A 16,107-nucleotide genomic window follows, 5' to 3' on the forward strand; every position below is an offset into this window, starting at 1 on the left:
CAAGCCGACATCATGAGTGGCTAACGTCGTGAAGAACTCTCTTGGGAGGATGAATCATGACACGTCAGCCACGGACTCCTCTGAGCGACGACGAGGAGGAGTATCTCTCGCAAATGGCCAATGGCAACGCGCTGGCAAGACAGCGCAAGCGTGATCGTGAGCGCCGGGAACGTGAAAATCGCAAGCGCATGAACCGAGGGTGACGCGCGAACGCTGCGAACCACCTGGCATGCCGCCACACAGCGTGGTGTCCTGGTCTCAATTTTCCCCGACTCCTGCCGATAACAACGGTAATAGACATTACCTCGTCAACAGCAGGAGCCTGTTATGCGTTATCGACTGTGGGTGGCGTGTCTGGCTTGTTTGTTTCCCAATGTCAGTACCGCCGATATTACACTCGGGATGGTGGCCCCATTGAGTGGCCCTGCTTCTTCGCTCGGGCAAGGGATGCGCGAAGGCATCGAGGCGCATTTCGCTGAGATCAATGCCGCAGGCGGGATCAATGGCGAAGAGCTGACACTCGTGACGCGTGATGATGAGTACGAGCCACTACAGTCGGCGCCGGCCACGCGTGAACTCATCCAGGATGAAGACATCCTGGCGTCGGTAGGCAATGTCGGCACACCCACGGCAATCGTCACGATACCGCTGCACAATCAACATGAAACCCTGCTTTTCGGTGCGTTCACCGGGGCCGGCATCCTGCGCAAGGACCCGCCGGACCGCTACGTAATCAACTACCGTGCCAGCTACGTTCAGGAAACGGCGGCCATGGTCGATGGCCTGCTCGAGGCCGGCGTCGAGCCTGAAGAGATCGCTTTCTTTACCCAGAACGACGGTTTCGGCGATGCCGGTCATGCCGGAGGCGTGCAGGCTCTGGAAGCAGCGGGCTTCGAAGCGACCGATGAGTTGGCCCATGGTCGTTACACTCGCAATACCCGCAATGTGCATCAGGCACTGGCGACCATCCTGCAAGCACCGACTACACCTCGTGCCATTATCATGGTAGGCACCTACGGCCCGAATGCCGATTTCATTCGTGAAGCGCGCAAGGACCTGCCCGATGCGCTCTTTCTCAATGTCTCCTTCGTCGGCAGCCAGGCATTACTGGATGAACTTGGCGAGGATGCAGAAGGTGTGATCATTACTCAGGTCGTGCCGCCGCTGGATGCCGATTTGCCCGCCATCGAGTCTTACCGATCGGCCATGGAAGCCCAGGCTGCCGATCATGAGGCCGACTTCGTCTCGCTGGAAGGGTACCTGGCAGCATCGCTGTTCGTGAAAGGGCTGGAAGCGGCCGGTTCCGACCCTGATCGTGAGGCCATCGTCGATGCGCTCGAAGGGCTGGGTGAGATCGACCTCGGTCTCGGTAAGCCATTGACTCTCAGTGAAGACGACCATCAGGCCAGTGATGCAGTCTGGCCTACCATCATTGAAGACGGCCGTTTCGAACCCGTCGATTGGTCGACGTTACTACGCTGATCATTGGATACAGGATACTGTCTCATGAAACGAAGCCTTAGTCTCCGCGCCATGCTGATTGGCCTGTTCCTGGCGGCCGTCGTCGGTGTCGTCGTTCTCGCTGCAACGGGGTGGACCTCCAATCAGCGTCTCATCGAGTCACAACGCTTCATTACCAACGACATCATGCCCCAGCAGGATGCCAGTCGGGCCATGAACGAAGTGCTGGGCGCTTTCGATCAGCGTCATGCCAGTCTTGTCAGTGCCGAGAGTGTCGCAGAACTTGATGACGTCACCTCGCGTGAAACACTGCTCGCACGGTTCGAATCAGCCGAACAGCAACTCAGCGACTACCTGGCTGCCGATCAGCGAGCTCGGCTCGATGAACTCGAGGAGGGCAAGTCAACATTGATGGCGGCCGATGACGCTCTCGAGTCCGTGCGCCGAGATCACATCGGCCTGGCGTCGACCATGGAAGCGCGTATCGAGGACATGCAGTCGATGATCCGTGAGGTCATGGTCAGTGCCGAAGACATGTCCGGTCGTGCGGCGTTGGCGGAGGTGCGCGATCAGCGCGAGATCTCGGCCCAGGTCGATGATCTGCGTGACAGTGGGTTGAGCCTGGTACCGGAATCGATCCTGGCGGAACTACTGGATGGGCGTGTGAATGTTGCGCAGATCAGTGGCGATGTGCAGACTTCGGTTGCCTTACTGGCCGATCTCGGGCGTCGGTTGATGCAAGTCGATAGCGCCGATGCACTGGTCAACCTGCGCTACAACGAAGTCGCTCAGCAAATCAACAGTACGCAACAGGCGCTGGCACAGATTGCCACGGCGTCGCATGCCAATCAGGCGCAGGTGGAACGGGCCGAAACCCTGGCCGCGGTTCTCGATGACCTCGACGAACTGATGGTCAGCGGCGACGATTCGGTCTATGCCCTGCGACAACGGCAGCTCGAGTTGAGTGGCGAAGAGACCGAAGCGCTGGCGGCAGTCGAGACAGCCGCTGATGGGATGCGGGATGCCCTGGGTGCCGTCCAGACCCATACCGTGCAGGCGGCTGATGATGCGGCGGCACAGGCGCAGGAACTGGCCAATGCAGGCCGATACTTGCTCATTATTGTCACGTTGGCGGTCATCATGGTCCTGGCGGTTTTCGGTTGGCGTACCATGGTCCGTGTGCTTGGCCCACTGGCCCAGATGCGAAGGCAGATGGAGAACATCAGTGGCCAGGCTGGTGAGAACAGCGATCTGACCATGCGTCTCGAGCTCGAGCGTGATGACGAGATCGGCCGAACCGCTCAGGCATTCAATCAGATGATGGGCACCTTCGAGCGCATCGTGGCCAAGATTCGTGAAGGTGCCGGTAACATCGCCGCCAATAGTCGTCAGATCACGACCGGCAACGATGATCTGTCGCAACGGACTGAAGAGCAATCGTCATCGTTGGCGGAGACCGCATCGAGCCTTGAAGAGATTACCGCTACCGTCAAGCAGACGGCAGATTATGCCCATCAGGCCAGGGATGCGAGCAGTGAGGTCGATCAACGCGCCCATTCAGCCGGCGAAGTGGCAGAAAGAACCAACACGGCGATGGCCGAGATTCGCGATTCCAGCGAGAAGATCTCCACGATCGTGAGCGCTATCGACGATATCGCCTTCCAGACCAATCTGCTGGCGCTCAACGCTTCGGTGGAAGCAGCCCGGGCAGGAGAGCAGGGTCGTGGCTTCGCCGTCGTCGCTGCCGAGGTCCGCAAGTTGGCACAACGCAGTGCCGATGAGGCCGGCAAGATCCGGGCACTCGTCGGTGATAGCGTCGACAAGGTGGGGGAAGGCGCCAAACTCGTCGAATCGACCAGTACCCATTTGCAGGAGATCATTCATAGTCTCGAGAGCGTATCTCGTTATGTCGGCGAGATAGCGGATGCCACACAGGAACAGTCCAGTGGTATCGAGGAGATCAACCGGGCGGTGGCTCAACTCGATCAGGTCACTCAGCAGAATGCGAGCCTGGTTCAGGAAGCCTCCTCCGCTAGCCATTCCCTGGATCATCAGGCAGCGGAAATGAATGATCTGGTCAGCAGGTTCCGGGTGAGCGAACAGTACGCACACTCGCCTGATCTGATGGCATTGTTGCACCTGGATACGCACAAGACGCCGTCTCGATGAGTGCGTCTCCGGGAGAATTCCCGGTGCATGGAAGTGCAGGTCGTGTCTCGTTATTCTAAAGTCGTGAGAGCATTCATACCTCACGGAAGAAGGACGGAGCCATCATGATACGTACCCTGCTCTTCACCGCGGAGGGAGCATCAAGGTCTGGCGGTGAGGAACTCATAGAGGACTGGCGTGCTGATGACAGCAGTCATATCTGGATTGACCTGCAGGGTGAGTCGATGGAGCGTGAGAAGGCGCTGCTCGACGCGTTCGAGTGTCATCCCATGGCCATCAACGATGCTCACCGTGACCGACATCCCCCCAAGATCGAGGAGTTCGAGACTCACACCCTGATCATCTATCGGGGCATTTCCTCATTCGATGCGGAGTTGAACTACGAGCCGCAACAGATGTGCTTCTTCATCGGGGAGCGCTATCTGATCAGCCTTCATCCTGGGCATGCCTTGAGCATCGAGCGACTTTTCGGTCATGAAGGCAGTATCTTGCTGGGGCGCTCACCCGAGCATGTGGCACTCAAGGTGATGTACACGTCCGCCGGTTTTTACCTCGATAGTCTTCTGGCCTTCGAAAACGAACTCAGCGACCTGGAAGACGAACTGCAGGACGCTGGTACCGACAAGTTGATGCGTCGCATCATCAACTACAAGTCACGGTTGGTGAAGATGCGGCGTATCTTCAATTACCACAAAGGCATCACGCAGGAGTTGGTCGCCTTCGACTATCATCATCTGTCACGCGAAGATCCGGAAACACTGCATGCCATCAATGACGTCTTCGAACGTTTCGAGCGGCTCTATTCCCTCACCCAGATGTATTACGATATCTGCGGTGACTTGATCGATGGCTACATCTCGATCTCCTCGCATCAGCTCAACATCACCATGCGGGTGCTTACCGTCATTACCGCCATTTTCGTGCCGCTGACCTTCCTGGCCGGGATCTATGGGATGAACTTCTCCAACATGCCGGAGCTCTCATTCCGTTATGGCTATTTCATTTTGCTGGGAATCATGCTGCTCATGGGGGGCGGCCTATTATATCTCTTCCGGCGCAAAGGATGGCTCTAGGATGAGCGGGTGTCTGCTTGGCCGCGAATCGCGTGTGACGGAGAGATAGGCCCGATATATTGGTGGCATAGCCATGCCCCATCATCACGTGTTGGACAGTATCCCCCTTTTCTATCTATAACTCCTAAAGGATCCAATCGGCAGACCGCCGAGGAATATGTCGTTTGGCCAATGCGCGAAGAGTCGAGGCGTAAAGCCGATGACATATGAGTAGCACATAGGAGGAACGACCGTGACGAACGATAACCGCAAGCCCACCACGAATGATGCCGGGATTCCCGTCTCCAGCGATGAACACTCGCTGACCGTGGGGCGCGATGGACCGATTGTGCTCCATGACCACTATCTCATCGAACAGATGGCGAATTTCAACCGCGAGCGGATCCCCGAGCGTCAACCGCACGCCAAGGGGGGCGGTGCTTTCGGCCGTTTCGAGGTGACCAACGACGTCAGCAAGTATACCAAGGCGGCTGTATTCCAGCCGGGTGCCAAGACGGAGACGTTGATCCGTTTCTCCACCGTGGCCGGTGAACGAGGGAGCCCGGATACCTGGCGCGACCCGCGTGGGTTCGCACTGAAGTTTTATACCTCGGAAGGTAATTTCGACATCGTGGGGAACAACACGCCGGTATTCTTCCTGCGTGATCCCATGAAGTTCCAGCACTTCATCCGTTCACAGAAGCGCCGGGCGGATACCAATCTGCGCGATCACGACATGCAGTGGGATTTCTGGACGCTGTCGCCGGAGTCCGCCCACCAGGTGACCTGGTTGATGGGGGATCGTGGTATTCCCAAGAGCTGGCGCCACATGAATGGTTATTCCAGCCATACCTATATGTGGGTCAATGCGTCGGGTGAACGCTTCTGGGTCAAATACCACTTCAAGACCGATCAGGGCATTCAATGCCTCACCCAGGAAGAAGCCGACCGGCTTGCCGGTGAAGACGGCGATTACCATCAGCGTGATCTGTACAATGCGATCGAACGTGGCGAGCATCCGAGTTGGACGCTCTACATGCAGATCATGCCGTTCCAGGATGCCGAAACGTATCGCTTCAATCCTTTCGATCTGACCAAGGTGTGGCCGCATGAGGACTATCCGCTGGTTGAAGTCGGCCGGCTGACGCTGGATCGCAACCCGACCGACTACCATACCGAGATCGAACAGGCGGCCTTCGAGCCGAACAACATGGTGCCGGGTACCGGTGTCAGCCCGGACAAGATGTTGCTGGCGCGGGTGTTCTCCTATGCCGATGCACACCGGGCTCGCCTGGGTGTGAACTACAAGCAGATCCCGGTCAACTCACCCAAGGTGCCGGTGCATAGTTACAGCAAGGACGGCGCGATGCGTGTACAGAACGTCGCCGATCCGGTCTATGCGCCCAACTCCAAGGGCGGGCCGCATGCCGATAGCGAGAGCTTCCCGGAAGACGCTACCTGGGATGCCAGCGGCGAGTTCGTGCGTGATGCCTATACCCTGCGCAAGGATGACGACGATTGGGGGCAGGCGCATACGCTCGTTCGCGAGGTGATGGACGATGCCCAGCGCGACCGGCTGGTCTCCAACGTGGCGGGCCACCTTTCCGATGGCGTTAGCCAGCCCGTGCTCGAACGTGCCTTCGAGTATTGGCGCAACATCGACAAGGAGGTCGGCGATCGCATCGCCGAGGCCGTCAAGAGCGGTAAGTAAGTCACCCGCCGGACCGGCCCGTCATCGGTACGGTGATGGGCCGGCCATCACTCCACGCGCGCCTCCAGCGCCGTCAGAAAATCCCTGATACGGGCGGCATTAGTACCGGCATCACCGCGTCCCAGTCGCGAAGCGGAGCGCATGTCGACACGTACACCCCCATCGGTTTCGGTCAGGCGCATGACCACATCATCCTCGAATCCGAACCAGGTCGTGGTGACGGTGGCTTCGAGAGTCTCGTTGCCCGTGTGTGCCATTGACCAGCCCCGGTCACGCATTTCGGCTTCCGCCGCATCACGCACGTTGTCGAGTGACGCATTCAAGACAATGGGGCCGATGTCGGGATAGGCCTCGAGTTGTTGCCTCGCCGTGCTTTCTCCCGGGTAGTCCACGGCATTGGGAGCGTCCGTGCGTGCGTCCGCGACGGCGTTGAAGGCCGGCGGGTTCTCGGTATCGGTGGTAATGTCGTGAATGGGGGGCGCGTCCTGGGCGCGTTGCCAGTGTAGCCAGGGCACGGCCAGGAGGCCGAGGCAGGCGATGATCACCAGTCCGCTGGCCACGGCCGGTCGGGTACGCCGACAGATCACGGCGACGAGCAGGGCGATGATCCCCACTATACCCGCACCGATCGCGAAATAGGCGCCACGGCGCAGCATTTCGAAGGCGTCGCCCAGTGCGACCCATTCCATCCGATAGGCCGGACCGGCCATGCCCATCAGCAGGGCAGCCAGTACAAGAAGCACGACTGCCAGCGTTCCCATGATCAAGGGCAATCGACCACCACGTTGTCTCGTTGCCATTGCCGTGCACTCCTATCATCCACCATTCACATGTTCATGCTGTAGCGTAAACCACAGCGATGAGGGCGCCTATTGTCTTCCGAGAATGGTAGGTTATGCTCATTGGAACACAAGGTATGGCAACGAGAGGGATGGCGATGGACCCGTTCATGCAAGCGGCAATCGACGAGGCGCGACAGGGCCTGGAAGAAGGCGGGATTCCGATCGGTTCGGTGATCGTCCATGACGGACGGATCATCGGCCGCGGGCACAACCGCCGCGTTCAGCAGCAGAGTGCGATCTTGCACGCAGAGATGGACGCCTTCGAGAATGCCGGCCGACAACCCGCCGCCGTCTATCGTGATGCGGTGCTCTATACCACGCTTTCTCCCTGCGCCATGTGCACTGGCACGATCCTGCTTTACGGCATCCCGCGGTTGGTGATTGGCGAGAACCGGACGTTCATGGGGGAAGAAGCGTTGCTGACATCGCGGGGCGTATCGGTGGAGGTTCTCCAGGACTCGCAGTGTATCGACATGATGGAGGGCTTCATCGCCGCCAGACCGGAGCTATGGAACGAGGATATCGGTAGTTAGCAGCCTAGCTGGTCAATAACGGATTGCCGCTACTCCGACCAGAGCATCATCAATAACCACGCACCGGTCGGTTGCCCCCCTATAGACAGCGGATCTTTCGTTCAGGGCCGTTGGAGACGACGGCCTTGATATGTCGAGGCAGTACTTCAGGCGTTTCCCTCATGCCGTCGATGGGATCGAGCGATCACCCATGTATACCTTATGGTGTTTGACCAAGCTCATGGCGGACCCCCAGTGCGATTGCCAAGGTCTGGGCGAGACATAGGGAAGCCGTTAACCCGCGGAAACTCTTCACTTCCGCCTCCTGTATAACGAAACTGACATCCGCCAACTGGGCGAGCGGGCTCACGTTCGAATCGGTGATCACGACGAGGGGGAGGTGGCGCTCGCATGCCGCGGCCGCCAGTTGTCGGGTCTCTTCGGCATATGGACTGAAGCTGATCACCATGAGCGCATCGTGATCCCCTATCGACTTGACTTGTTCTCCATACATCCCGCCCAGGCCGTTGATCAGGAAAGCCCGCTTGTCGATATGGTGAAGCGCATAGGTCATGTAACTGGCTACCACGAAACTGCGCCTTGCCCCCATGACATGGATGGCACGTGCTGTCTCGAAGATATCCAATGCCTGTTCCAAGCTGCCCGAGTCAATACGTCCCGGCAGTTGCTCAAGGGCTATGCGGTTAGCGTCAGCAAACTCCCAGAGTAGTTGAGTACTGTCTGGTGTCTCTCCAGTGGCGCTACGTACCGCGCGGATGCGCTCCGTATAGTTTGGCAGTTCATCGACGAGCCTGGCCCTGAACAGGCCTTGCATCTCAGAAAAACCGGACAGGTCGAAGGTATTGGCGAAACGAATCAAGGTTGAGGGAGTGACACCCGCTGTTTCTGCAATCTTGGCCGCAGTGGAAAACGCGACATCTTTCGGATGATCAAGTAAGTATCGCGCAGTTTGTTGAAGCCTGGGACTAAGTGATTCATACCGGGCGGTGACACGTTTCTTGAGCTCGTCGAAGTCTTGAGGCGAGGGCTGAGTCATTGAGAAAACCGAAGGATCTTTAGGTGTGAGGATACGCTAGCACGGGTGGAATTTTTGTTCCATTATCCTAAAGTTAGGGAATACGTGGTTTGACATCGATAAAAAATGGAACGTATATTCCATTCATACCTTGTGTCGCTAGGGAGAGTGAAGACATCCCTAGATAAAGGAGAATCTCTTGACCATGCATGAGCCTCACCGGAAGTACCCATTGGATTTGATCTGTCTGGGACGTGTCGCAGTCGATCTTTACTCGGAGCAACTAGGTAGCCGCCTGGAGGACGTAGCAAGTTTTGCCAAGTATCTCGGTGGCAGCTCCGGCAATGTAGCATTCGGTTCGGCACGGCTTGGCTTGAAGTCCGCCATGCTTTCCCGCGTGGGGAACGAACAATTGGGAAATTTCGTGCGTGAGGAACTCCAGCGTGCCGGGGTCGATACGACACCCTTGCAGACGGATCCGCATCGCCACACCGGATTGGCTCTGCTGGCGCTCAAGGATCACGAAACCTTTCCCCTGCTTTTCTACCGCCGTGACTGCGCCGATATGGCGATTGATGCGGAGCTGATCGATACCGATTATATCGGTAAGGCGCAGGCTCTCGCCGTCACCGGTACGCACCTCTCGACCGATGCGACGCGTCGAGCCTGCAAGAAAGCGCTGGACGCCGCCGCACGCCACGACACCAAGCGCGTGCTGGATATCGATTATCGGCCCGTCTTGTGGGGATTGACCGACCCCGGTGACGGCGAGACGCGCTACGTCACGGATACCCGGGTCACCGAGGATCTGCAGGGTTGGCTCTCTCATTTTGACTTGATTGTCGGCACTGAAGAAGAATTCCACATCGCCGGGGGAAGCACCGATACCCTGGCCTCCCTGCGTGCCGTCCGTGACGTCAGTGATGCGACACTGGTGTGTAAGCTCGGTCCGCTGGGCTGTGTCGTCTTCGAAGGCGCTATTCCTGACCGTATCGAAGACGGAATACTCGTCCATGGGGTCCAGGTCGAAGTACTCAACGTGCTTGGGGCGGGCGATGCCTTCATGAGTGGCTTGCTTCGTGGGTGGCTACGGGGTGAAAACTGGGAAACCAGCGCCACCTATGCCAACGCGTGCGGCGCACTCGTGGTGTCGCGCCATGGCTGTGCTCCAGCGATGCCGACCGAAGAAGAACTGATGGATTACCTGGCTCGTCGTGAGACGGTTGCACAGCCGGACAAGGATAGTCGACTCAATCATCTGCACCGGGTTACCACCCGCATTCCGAAAGACTGGCCCGAAGTGTGTGGATTGGCCTTCGACCATCGACGTCAACTGACGGACATGGCGCTGGCGGTTGGCGCGGACGTGGGCCGCTTGCCGGAAATGAAGCGCCTGCTCGTGAAAGCGGCAGAGCAGGGCGCACGCCAGGCAGGTCTGGCGACGCCTGCCATCCTGGTGGACGACGTCCTGGGTCAGAATGCCTTGAATGATGCGACCGGACGCGGCTGGTGGATCGGTCGCCCGGTAGAGCTGCCGAGCTCACGGCCCTTGCGGTTCCAGCATGGTGAGGATCTCGGTAGCCGATTTCGTCATTGGCCTTCCGAGCACATCATCAAGTGTCTCTTCTTCTATCACCCAGACGATCCGGTCGAGCTTAGGCTCGAGCAGGAAGCGCGCGTCCATCGCTTGTACGAAGCGGCATGTACCAATGGTTTGCAGCTATTGATCGAGGTTATCCCGCCGTCGGATAGCCCTATCGACGATACAACGCTGCCGCGTAGCCTGATTCGTCTCTATGAACTCGGCATACGTCCCGACTGGTGGAAGCTGCCTTCCATGTCCGAACAAGGTTGGCAAGCTGTCGGTGACATCATCGAGGAGCAAGATCCCCACTGTTGCGGTGTCGTTCTGCTGGGCCTGGATGCACCGATGGGTCAGGTAAAGGAGAGCTTTGGTCTTGCCGCGAAGCACCCGCACTGCAAGGGCTTTACGGTCGGGCGCACCCTGTTCGCCCAGGTCTGCCGGGAATGGTTGGCGGGGAAACTAACTGATGACGAGCTCGTGACCCATGTGGCGAGCAATTACGCGGAACTCATTCACGCATGGCATGCACTGCGCCAGCGCGACGATGCAACACACGTTGAGGAGAGAGGATAAGTCATGCGGACTCTGGGCAATTACGTCAATGGGCAGAACGTCGACAGCACAAGTGAAAGTACAGCGCCTGTCTACAATCCAGCCACGGGCGAGCAAACCTTACAAGTAGCGCTCTCCTCCGTTGAAGAAACGCTCAACGCCATCTCTGCCGCCGAGCAGGCTTTTGCGGGCTGGTCGAAAATCACACCGCTCAAGCGGGCCCGTATCTTGTTCAAGTTCAAGGCCCTGGTCGAAGAACACGTCGATGAGCTGGCGCGGCTGATCGCCAGTGAGCATGGCAAGGTGTTCTCCGACGCCAAGGGTGAAGTGACCCGCGGTCTGGAAGTCGTCGAATTCGCCTGTGGCATCCCGCATCTGCAGAAGGGCGAGCACTCCATGAACGTCGGTACCGGCGTCGACAGCTACTCCATGATGCAGCCACTCGGGGTGTGCGCCGGTATCTCGCCATTCAACTTTCCGGCCATGGTGCCGATGTGGATGTTCCCCATCGCGCTGGCTTGTGGCAACACCTTCGTCATGAAGCCCTCCGAGAAGGATCCGTCCACACCGCTACGTCTGGCCGAGCTACTCAAGGAAGCCGGGTTGCCGGACGGGGTTTTCAATGTCGTCAACGGCGACAAGGAGGCCGTCGATGTACTGCTTACCGATGAACGCGTCGAGGCGGTCAGTTTTGTCGGCTCGACGCCGATCGCCGAGTATATCTATGCCACCGCATCCGCCCACGGCAAACGGGTTCAGGCACTGGGGGGTGCCAAGAATCATATGGTGATCATGCCCGATGCCGATCTCGACCAGGCGGTGGATGCCTTGATGGGGGCCGCTTACGGCTCGGCCGGCGAACGTTGCATGGCCATCTCGGTGGCAGTGCCGGTAGGCGAGGAAACGGCCGAGCGATTACGCGAGAAACTTGTGATCCAGCTCAACCAACTCAGCGTGGGCCCAGGACTGGTCGAAGGGCCGGATAACGACATGGGGCCTCTTGTCACCTGTGAGCACCTTGAGAAAGTCAAGGACTACATTCGCATCGGCGAGGAAGAAGGCGCTGAGCTGGTTATAGACGGTCGCTACACGTCTATTCCAGGGGGCGAGGACGGTTACTTCATCGGAGGCTCGTTATTCGATCGCGTCACGCCCGGGATGCGCATCCACAGTGAGGAAATCTTTGGCCCCGTGCTCTGCATCGCACGTGCGGCAAGTTTCGATGAGGCCGTCTCGATAATCAACGAACACGAATACGGTAACGGTACGGCCATCTTTACTCGCGATGGCGATGCCGCTCGCCAGTTCTGTGAACAGATCCAGGTGGGCATGGTAGGCGTCAATGTTCCGATCCCGGTGCCCATGGCCTTCCATAGCTTTGGTGGCTGGAAGCGCTCACTATTCGGTCCTCTCCACATGCATGGCCCCGATGGCGTGCGCTTCTATACACGCATGAAGACCATCACCCAGCGCTGGCCGGGCGGTATCCGTGAAGAGACCAATCACTTCACGATGCCGACTCACTGATCTGCGCGAGCGTGGCCTGATGACTTGGAAGGGGGTGAGACTTGTGGGCGATAAAACGGTACTGATCACGGGTGGGGCGTCTGGCATCGGATGTCAGACCGCTCAAAAATTCAGGGAAGAAGGCTATCGCATCGTCGTGGCCGACCTACATCGTGGCGCGGTGGAGCCGGACCTGTTTATTCAAGCGGACTTGACGGATCCAAAAGCCAGGGAGTCCATCGTTGCGCAGATTGATCGGCTCGATGTGTTGGTGAACTGTGCCGGTGTCAACCTGCAGGAAAAAGAGTGGGAGCTTACGGGGTTCGAAGCGTCCATGACAATCAACTGCACCGCCGTGTTCGACCTATCGACACGCTTGATCGACAAGCTGGGTGAGACGAAGGGTGCCATCATCAATATCGCCTCGATGTGGAGCTATTTCGGTTCGCCCAAGTCCCCCGGCTACAGCGCGAGCAAAGGGGCGATCGTCTCCCTCACCCGTTCGATGGCGGTTGCCTGGGCTGATAGGGGAGTGCGTGCGAATGCGGTGGCCCCCGGTTGGGTCAAGACCCGTATGACCGAGGCGGCACGCGCGGACAACACACGCTACGAGACGATTTCAGCACGTATCCCCATGCAGCGCTGGGCAGAACCGGAAGAAGTGGCAGCCGTCATCTTTTTCCTGAGCTCGAATGCCGCCTCTTACGTGAATGGCGCCATCATTCCCGTCGATGGAGGTTACATGGCGGGCTGAGGCTGCTCGTACTTCAACGCCCTTTTGCGTTTTCGAATTTAGATGGTGAAAGCATGAAATCGTACGTGATTCACGGTCCCAGGGACCTACGCATCGATGAAAAGGAAGAACATAGCCTGGCAGAAGATGAGGTCCGCCTGGGTCTGGCATATGGCGGTATCTGTGGCTCCGACATGCATTATTACCAGGACGGTAAAGTCGGGCACTCGATCGTCAAGGATCCCATGGTGCTTGGTCATGAGTTGACTGCTGTCGTATTGGAAGTGGGCCAGAGCGTCAACGGCGTTTCCGTGGGCGACCGGGTCGTCATCAATCCGTCGTTGCCTTGCGGCAAGTGCGCCATGTGTCGGCAAGGCGAAGAAAACGTCTGCTTCAACATGAAGTATCTCGGCAGCGCCGCCAAGCGACCACACACCCAAGGCGCCTTTGACGAACGCCCCGTGGTCAAGGATCACCAATGTGTCGTGCTGCCCGCCAATGCGGACCTCAAGCTGGCCGCGCTGGCCGAACCCTACGCCATCGCACTTCACGCCGCCAACCTGGGCGACGTCGCTGGAAAACGTGTGTTGGTGACCGGGGCTGGGACGATCGGCACCCTCGCGGCGGTGGCGGCCCTGGAGCAAGGGGCCAGCGAAGTCCATGTATCCGATATTCACCAGGCGGCCCTGGAACGCGTTAGAAAGCTTGCTGACGTCCGCACGCTGGATGCCAGGGATGTCGAGGAACGTGTCGTTTCGGGGGAACTTGCATTCTTCGATGTCGTACTGGAAGCCTCAGGCGCACCACAAGCGTTCAATACGGCGCTGAAGGTGCTCATACCCAAGGGACGGTTGATCCAGGTCGGTTTCCTGGCGCCTGCGGAGTTGGACATGAATTCGATTCTGACCAAGGAGCTGATCATCAGGGGGGCGTACCGGTTCTTGAATGAATTCGAAAAGGCGGTCGAATCGGTGCTGGCCAAGCCCGCGCTTGTCGATGCCGTATCGGCCACATATGAATTCGGGGTTACGGACGAGGCATTCGAAGCGTCCCTGAATAAACAGCAACACTTGAAAGTCATGATTCATCATGAAGCGTACGGTGCTTGATGAATGACGACATGAGGCGGCTCGTATGTTGAATGTGCTTCGCTCCAGAACGATGGAAGAGTGGCTCTCAGCGGCGCTGATGACGGTCGTGATTGCCTTGCTGGGACTCCAGGTTGTCTTGAGGTTCGGTTTTGACCGTAACTTGAGCTGGCTTGAAGAAGTGTCGCGCTACTTCTTCGTCTGGGCGATTTATTTCGGGTTCGTCATTGCCGCAGAGCAGAATCGGCATATACGCGTAACGTTTCATATCTCGATGATGCCCGTGAAAATTCAAAAAATAATATTAACCATCGCCGATGCCGTGTGGCTTATTTTCAATATTGTGCTTATTTGGCAAGGCGGCAAGCTGTTTTATGAGTCGATGCAATTTCCCTACATCTCACAGACTACGGGTATCAATCTGGCATGGGTACAAGTGATCGTTCCTCTTGGCATGTTGTTTATTTCCGTGCGTGTCATTGGCTGTATGGTGTCTCGCTGGACGCATGGCTTGGACACAACCGACACTCGAGTTGACTGAAGGTACCCTATGAGTCCCGCAATCATTCTTACCGTTGGCTTTATCGGCTTTTTGCTGCTCGGTGTGCCTGTCGCTGTTTCGATGGGGATGGCAGCGGTACTGAGCATGCTGCAATCCGGGTTGCCGCTATCCTATGTCGTTCAGAGTGCCTATTCCGCCGTCAATGATTTCACGATCATAGCGGTCCCGATGTTCATTCTGGCCGGTGCCTTGATGGAAAAAGGCGGGCTGACGGAGCGACTTATCCTCTTCTCGCGTGCGTTGGTCGGGCCGGCGCCCGGAGGGCTCGCGACGGTGACTATCGTTGCGTGTACGCTATTTGCGGCTATTTCAGGCTCCGGGCCTGCCACTACCGCAGCGATTGGCTCCATCATGATTCCCGCCATGATCAAGGAGTACAAGGATCGCGGATTTTCAAGTGCCATCACCGCGAGTGCGGGCGGTATCGGCGTGGTGATTCCTCCGTCGATCCCGATCATCATCTATGGCATAACATCGGAAACGTCGATCACTGCGCTCTTCGTCGCCGGGGCTATTCCCGGGCTCTTGTTGGCATTGGCGCTCTACCTGACGGTACTGGTCATCAGCAAGAAGCGAGGCTATGTCGCCCAGGACACGAGCAAACGGGATGCCGCTGAAATATGGCGTACGGCAAAAGAGGCGAAGTGGTCTCTGTTTGCGCCGGTGATCATCCTTGGCGGTATCTACCTGGGGGTCTTTACCGTCACGGAAGCCTCGATCGTTGCCGTTTATTACGCACTTTTCGTGGGCACCTTCGTCCATCGAGCCATCAAATTACCCACGTTCATCGATAGCCTGGGCTACACCGCACGTGTCGCGGGTACCGTGATGCTGGTACTGGTGTCAGGGCGCATAGTTGGCCGTCTGCTCTCCATGTATCAGATTCCCCAGCAAGTATCGTCGCTCATGCTATCGACCTTTACCGACCCCATCACGTTGATTCTGGTGGTCGTCGCGCTACTGATATTCGTTGGCATGTGGATGGAGACGCTTACGCAGATCATCATCCTGACGCCGCTTTTACTGCCCGTCGCCATGGGCGTCGATATCCATCCCGTTCAGTTTGGCATCATGTTCGTGATTGCCTGCGAAATAGGCTACTCCACACCTCCGCTCGGGGTGAATCTGTTCGTTGCCAGCGAGATAGGAGAAACGACGATCGAGAAAGTCAGTTGGTCGTCATTACCTTTCATTGGCGCCGAGGTGGCGGTACTCCTCCTCGTTGCCTTTGTTCCCCAAATCAGCTTGGCATTGCCGGAGCTTCTGGGGCTGATTCGTTAACAACTAGAGAGGAATTA

At 57.8% G+C, this 16,107-nt stretch carries 14 protein-coding genes; 12 read left to right on the forward strand and 2 right to left on the reverse strand.

Annotated elements, in window-relative coordinates; all coding sequences use genetic code 11:
* The first annotated feature begins 56 nt into the window (after positions 1-56).
* The 5 genes from FVV99_RS18510 (at position 57) to FVV99_RS04385 (ending at position 6,393) form a co-directional block, all read left to right on the forward strand.
* Positions 57-203: a hypothetical protein gene (locus FVV99_RS18510; protein WP_161598958.1), complete on the forward strand. Its 147-nt coding sequence runs from the start codon at positions 57-59 to the stop codon at positions 201-203.
* Between the two features lie 124 nt (positions 204-327).
* The gene (locus FVV99_RS04370) at positions 328-1,482 is read left to right on the forward strand and encodes an ABC transporter substrate-binding protein (protein ID WP_148252823.1); all 1,155 of its coding nucleotides are present in this window, start codon (positions 328-330) and stop codon (positions 1,480-1,482) included.
* A gap of 24 nt (positions 1,483-1,506) precedes the next feature.
* Complete coding sequence (locus tag FVV99_RS04375; RefSeq protein WP_148252824.1) at positions 1,507-3,630, forward strand: methyl-accepting chemotaxis protein; 2,124 nt, start codon at positions 1,507-1,509, stop codon at positions 3,628-3,630.
* A gap of 104 nt (positions 3,631-3,734) precedes the next feature.
* Positions 3,735-4,703, forward strand: a complete 969-nt coding sequence (locus FVV99_RS04380; protein ID WP_148252825.1) for a magnesium transporter CorA family protein — start codon at positions 3,735-3,737, stop codon at positions 4,701-4,703.
* A 232-nt stretch (positions 4,704-4,935) separates the two neighbouring features.
* On the forward strand, positions 4,936-6,393 hold the full coding sequence (locus FVV99_RS04385) for a catalase (RefSeq protein WP_148252826.1): 1,458 nt from the start codon (positions 4,936-4,938) through the stop codon (positions 6,391-6,393).
* Positions 6,394-6,440: 47 nt separating this feature from the next.
* On the opposite strand, the gene FVV99_RS04390 is transcribed toward FVV99_RS04385, so the two are convergent.
* Entirely contained in the window at positions 6,441-7,193 is a 753-nt protein-coding gene (locus FVV99_RS04390; protein ID WP_148252827.1) for a DUF1499 domain-containing protein, read from the reverse strand.
* A 137-nt stretch (positions 7,194-7,330) separates the two neighbouring features.
* Between FVV99_RS04390 and FVV99_RS04395 the strand changes: the two genes are divergently transcribed.
* Positions 7,331-7,768, forward strand: a complete 438-nt coding sequence (locus FVV99_RS04395; RefSeq protein ID WP_148253171.1) for a nucleoside deaminase — start codon at positions 7,331-7,333, stop codon at positions 7,766-7,768.
* Between the two features lie 199 nt (positions 7,769-7,967).
* On the opposite strand, the gene FVV99_RS04400 is transcribed toward FVV99_RS04395, so the two are convergent.
* Positions 7,968-8,804 carry a MurR/RpiR family transcriptional regulator gene (locus tag FVV99_RS04400; protein WP_148252828.1) on the reverse strand — a complete coding sequence of 279 codons (837 nt, stop codon included), beginning with the start codon at positions 8,802-8,804 and terminating at the stop codon, positions 7,968-7,970.
* A 184-nt stretch (positions 8,805-8,988) separates the two neighbouring features.
* Between FVV99_RS04400 and FVV99_RS04405 the strand changes: the two genes are divergently transcribed.
* Genes FVV99_RS04405 through FVV99_RS04430 form a run of 6 tightly spaced genes read left to right on the forward strand, consistent with a single transcriptional unit; the run spans position 8,989 to position 16,090 of the window.
* Positions 8,989-10,941 (forward strand): bifunctional 5-dehydro-2-deoxygluconokinase/5-dehydro-2-deoxyphosphogluconate aldolase, encoded by a 1,953-nt coding sequence (locus FVV99_RS04405; RefSeq protein ID WP_148252829.1) that lies wholly within the window; start codon positions 8,989-8,991, stop codon positions 10,939-10,941.
* 3 nt (positions 10,942-10,944) lie between these two features.
* Positions 10,945-12,447, forward strand: coding sequence for a CoA-acylating methylmalonate-semialdehyde dehydrogenase (locus FVV99_RS04410; RefSeq protein WP_148252830.1), 1,503 nt, complete (start codon positions 10,945-10,947; stop codon positions 12,445-12,447).
* 43 nt (positions 12,448-12,490) lie between these two features.
* On the forward strand, positions 12,491-13,180 hold the full coding sequence (locus FVV99_RS04415) for an SDR family NAD(P)-dependent oxidoreductase (protein ID WP_161598959.1): 690 nt from the start codon (positions 12,491-12,493) through the stop codon (positions 13,178-13,180).
* A gap of 53 nt (positions 13,181-13,233) precedes the next feature.
* Positions 13,234-14,268 carry an L-idonate 5-dehydrogenase gene (locus tag FVV99_RS04420; protein WP_148252832.1) on the forward strand — a complete coding sequence of 345 codons (1,035 nt, stop codon included), beginning with the start codon at positions 13,234-13,236 and terminating at the stop codon, positions 14,266-14,268.
* 25 nt (positions 14,269-14,293) lie between these two features.
* Positions 14,294-14,788, forward strand: a complete 495-nt coding sequence (locus FVV99_RS04425; protein WP_201745023.1) for a TRAP transporter small permease — start codon at positions 14,294-14,296, stop codon at positions 14,786-14,788.
* A 9-nt stretch (positions 14,789-14,797) separates the two neighbouring features.
* Positions 14,798-16,090 (forward strand): TRAP transporter large permease, encoded by a 1,293-nt coding sequence (locus FVV99_RS04430; protein WP_148252833.1) that lies wholly within the window; start codon positions 14,798-14,800, stop codon positions 16,088-16,090.
* Positions 16,091-16,107 lie beyond the last annotated feature (17 nt).

This window comes from Aidingimonas lacisalsi (genome assembly GCF_008079445.1).
Classification (GTDB): Bacteria; Pseudomonadota; Gammaproteobacteria; order Pseudomonadales; family Halomonadaceae; genus Aidingimonas; species Aidingimonas lacisalsi.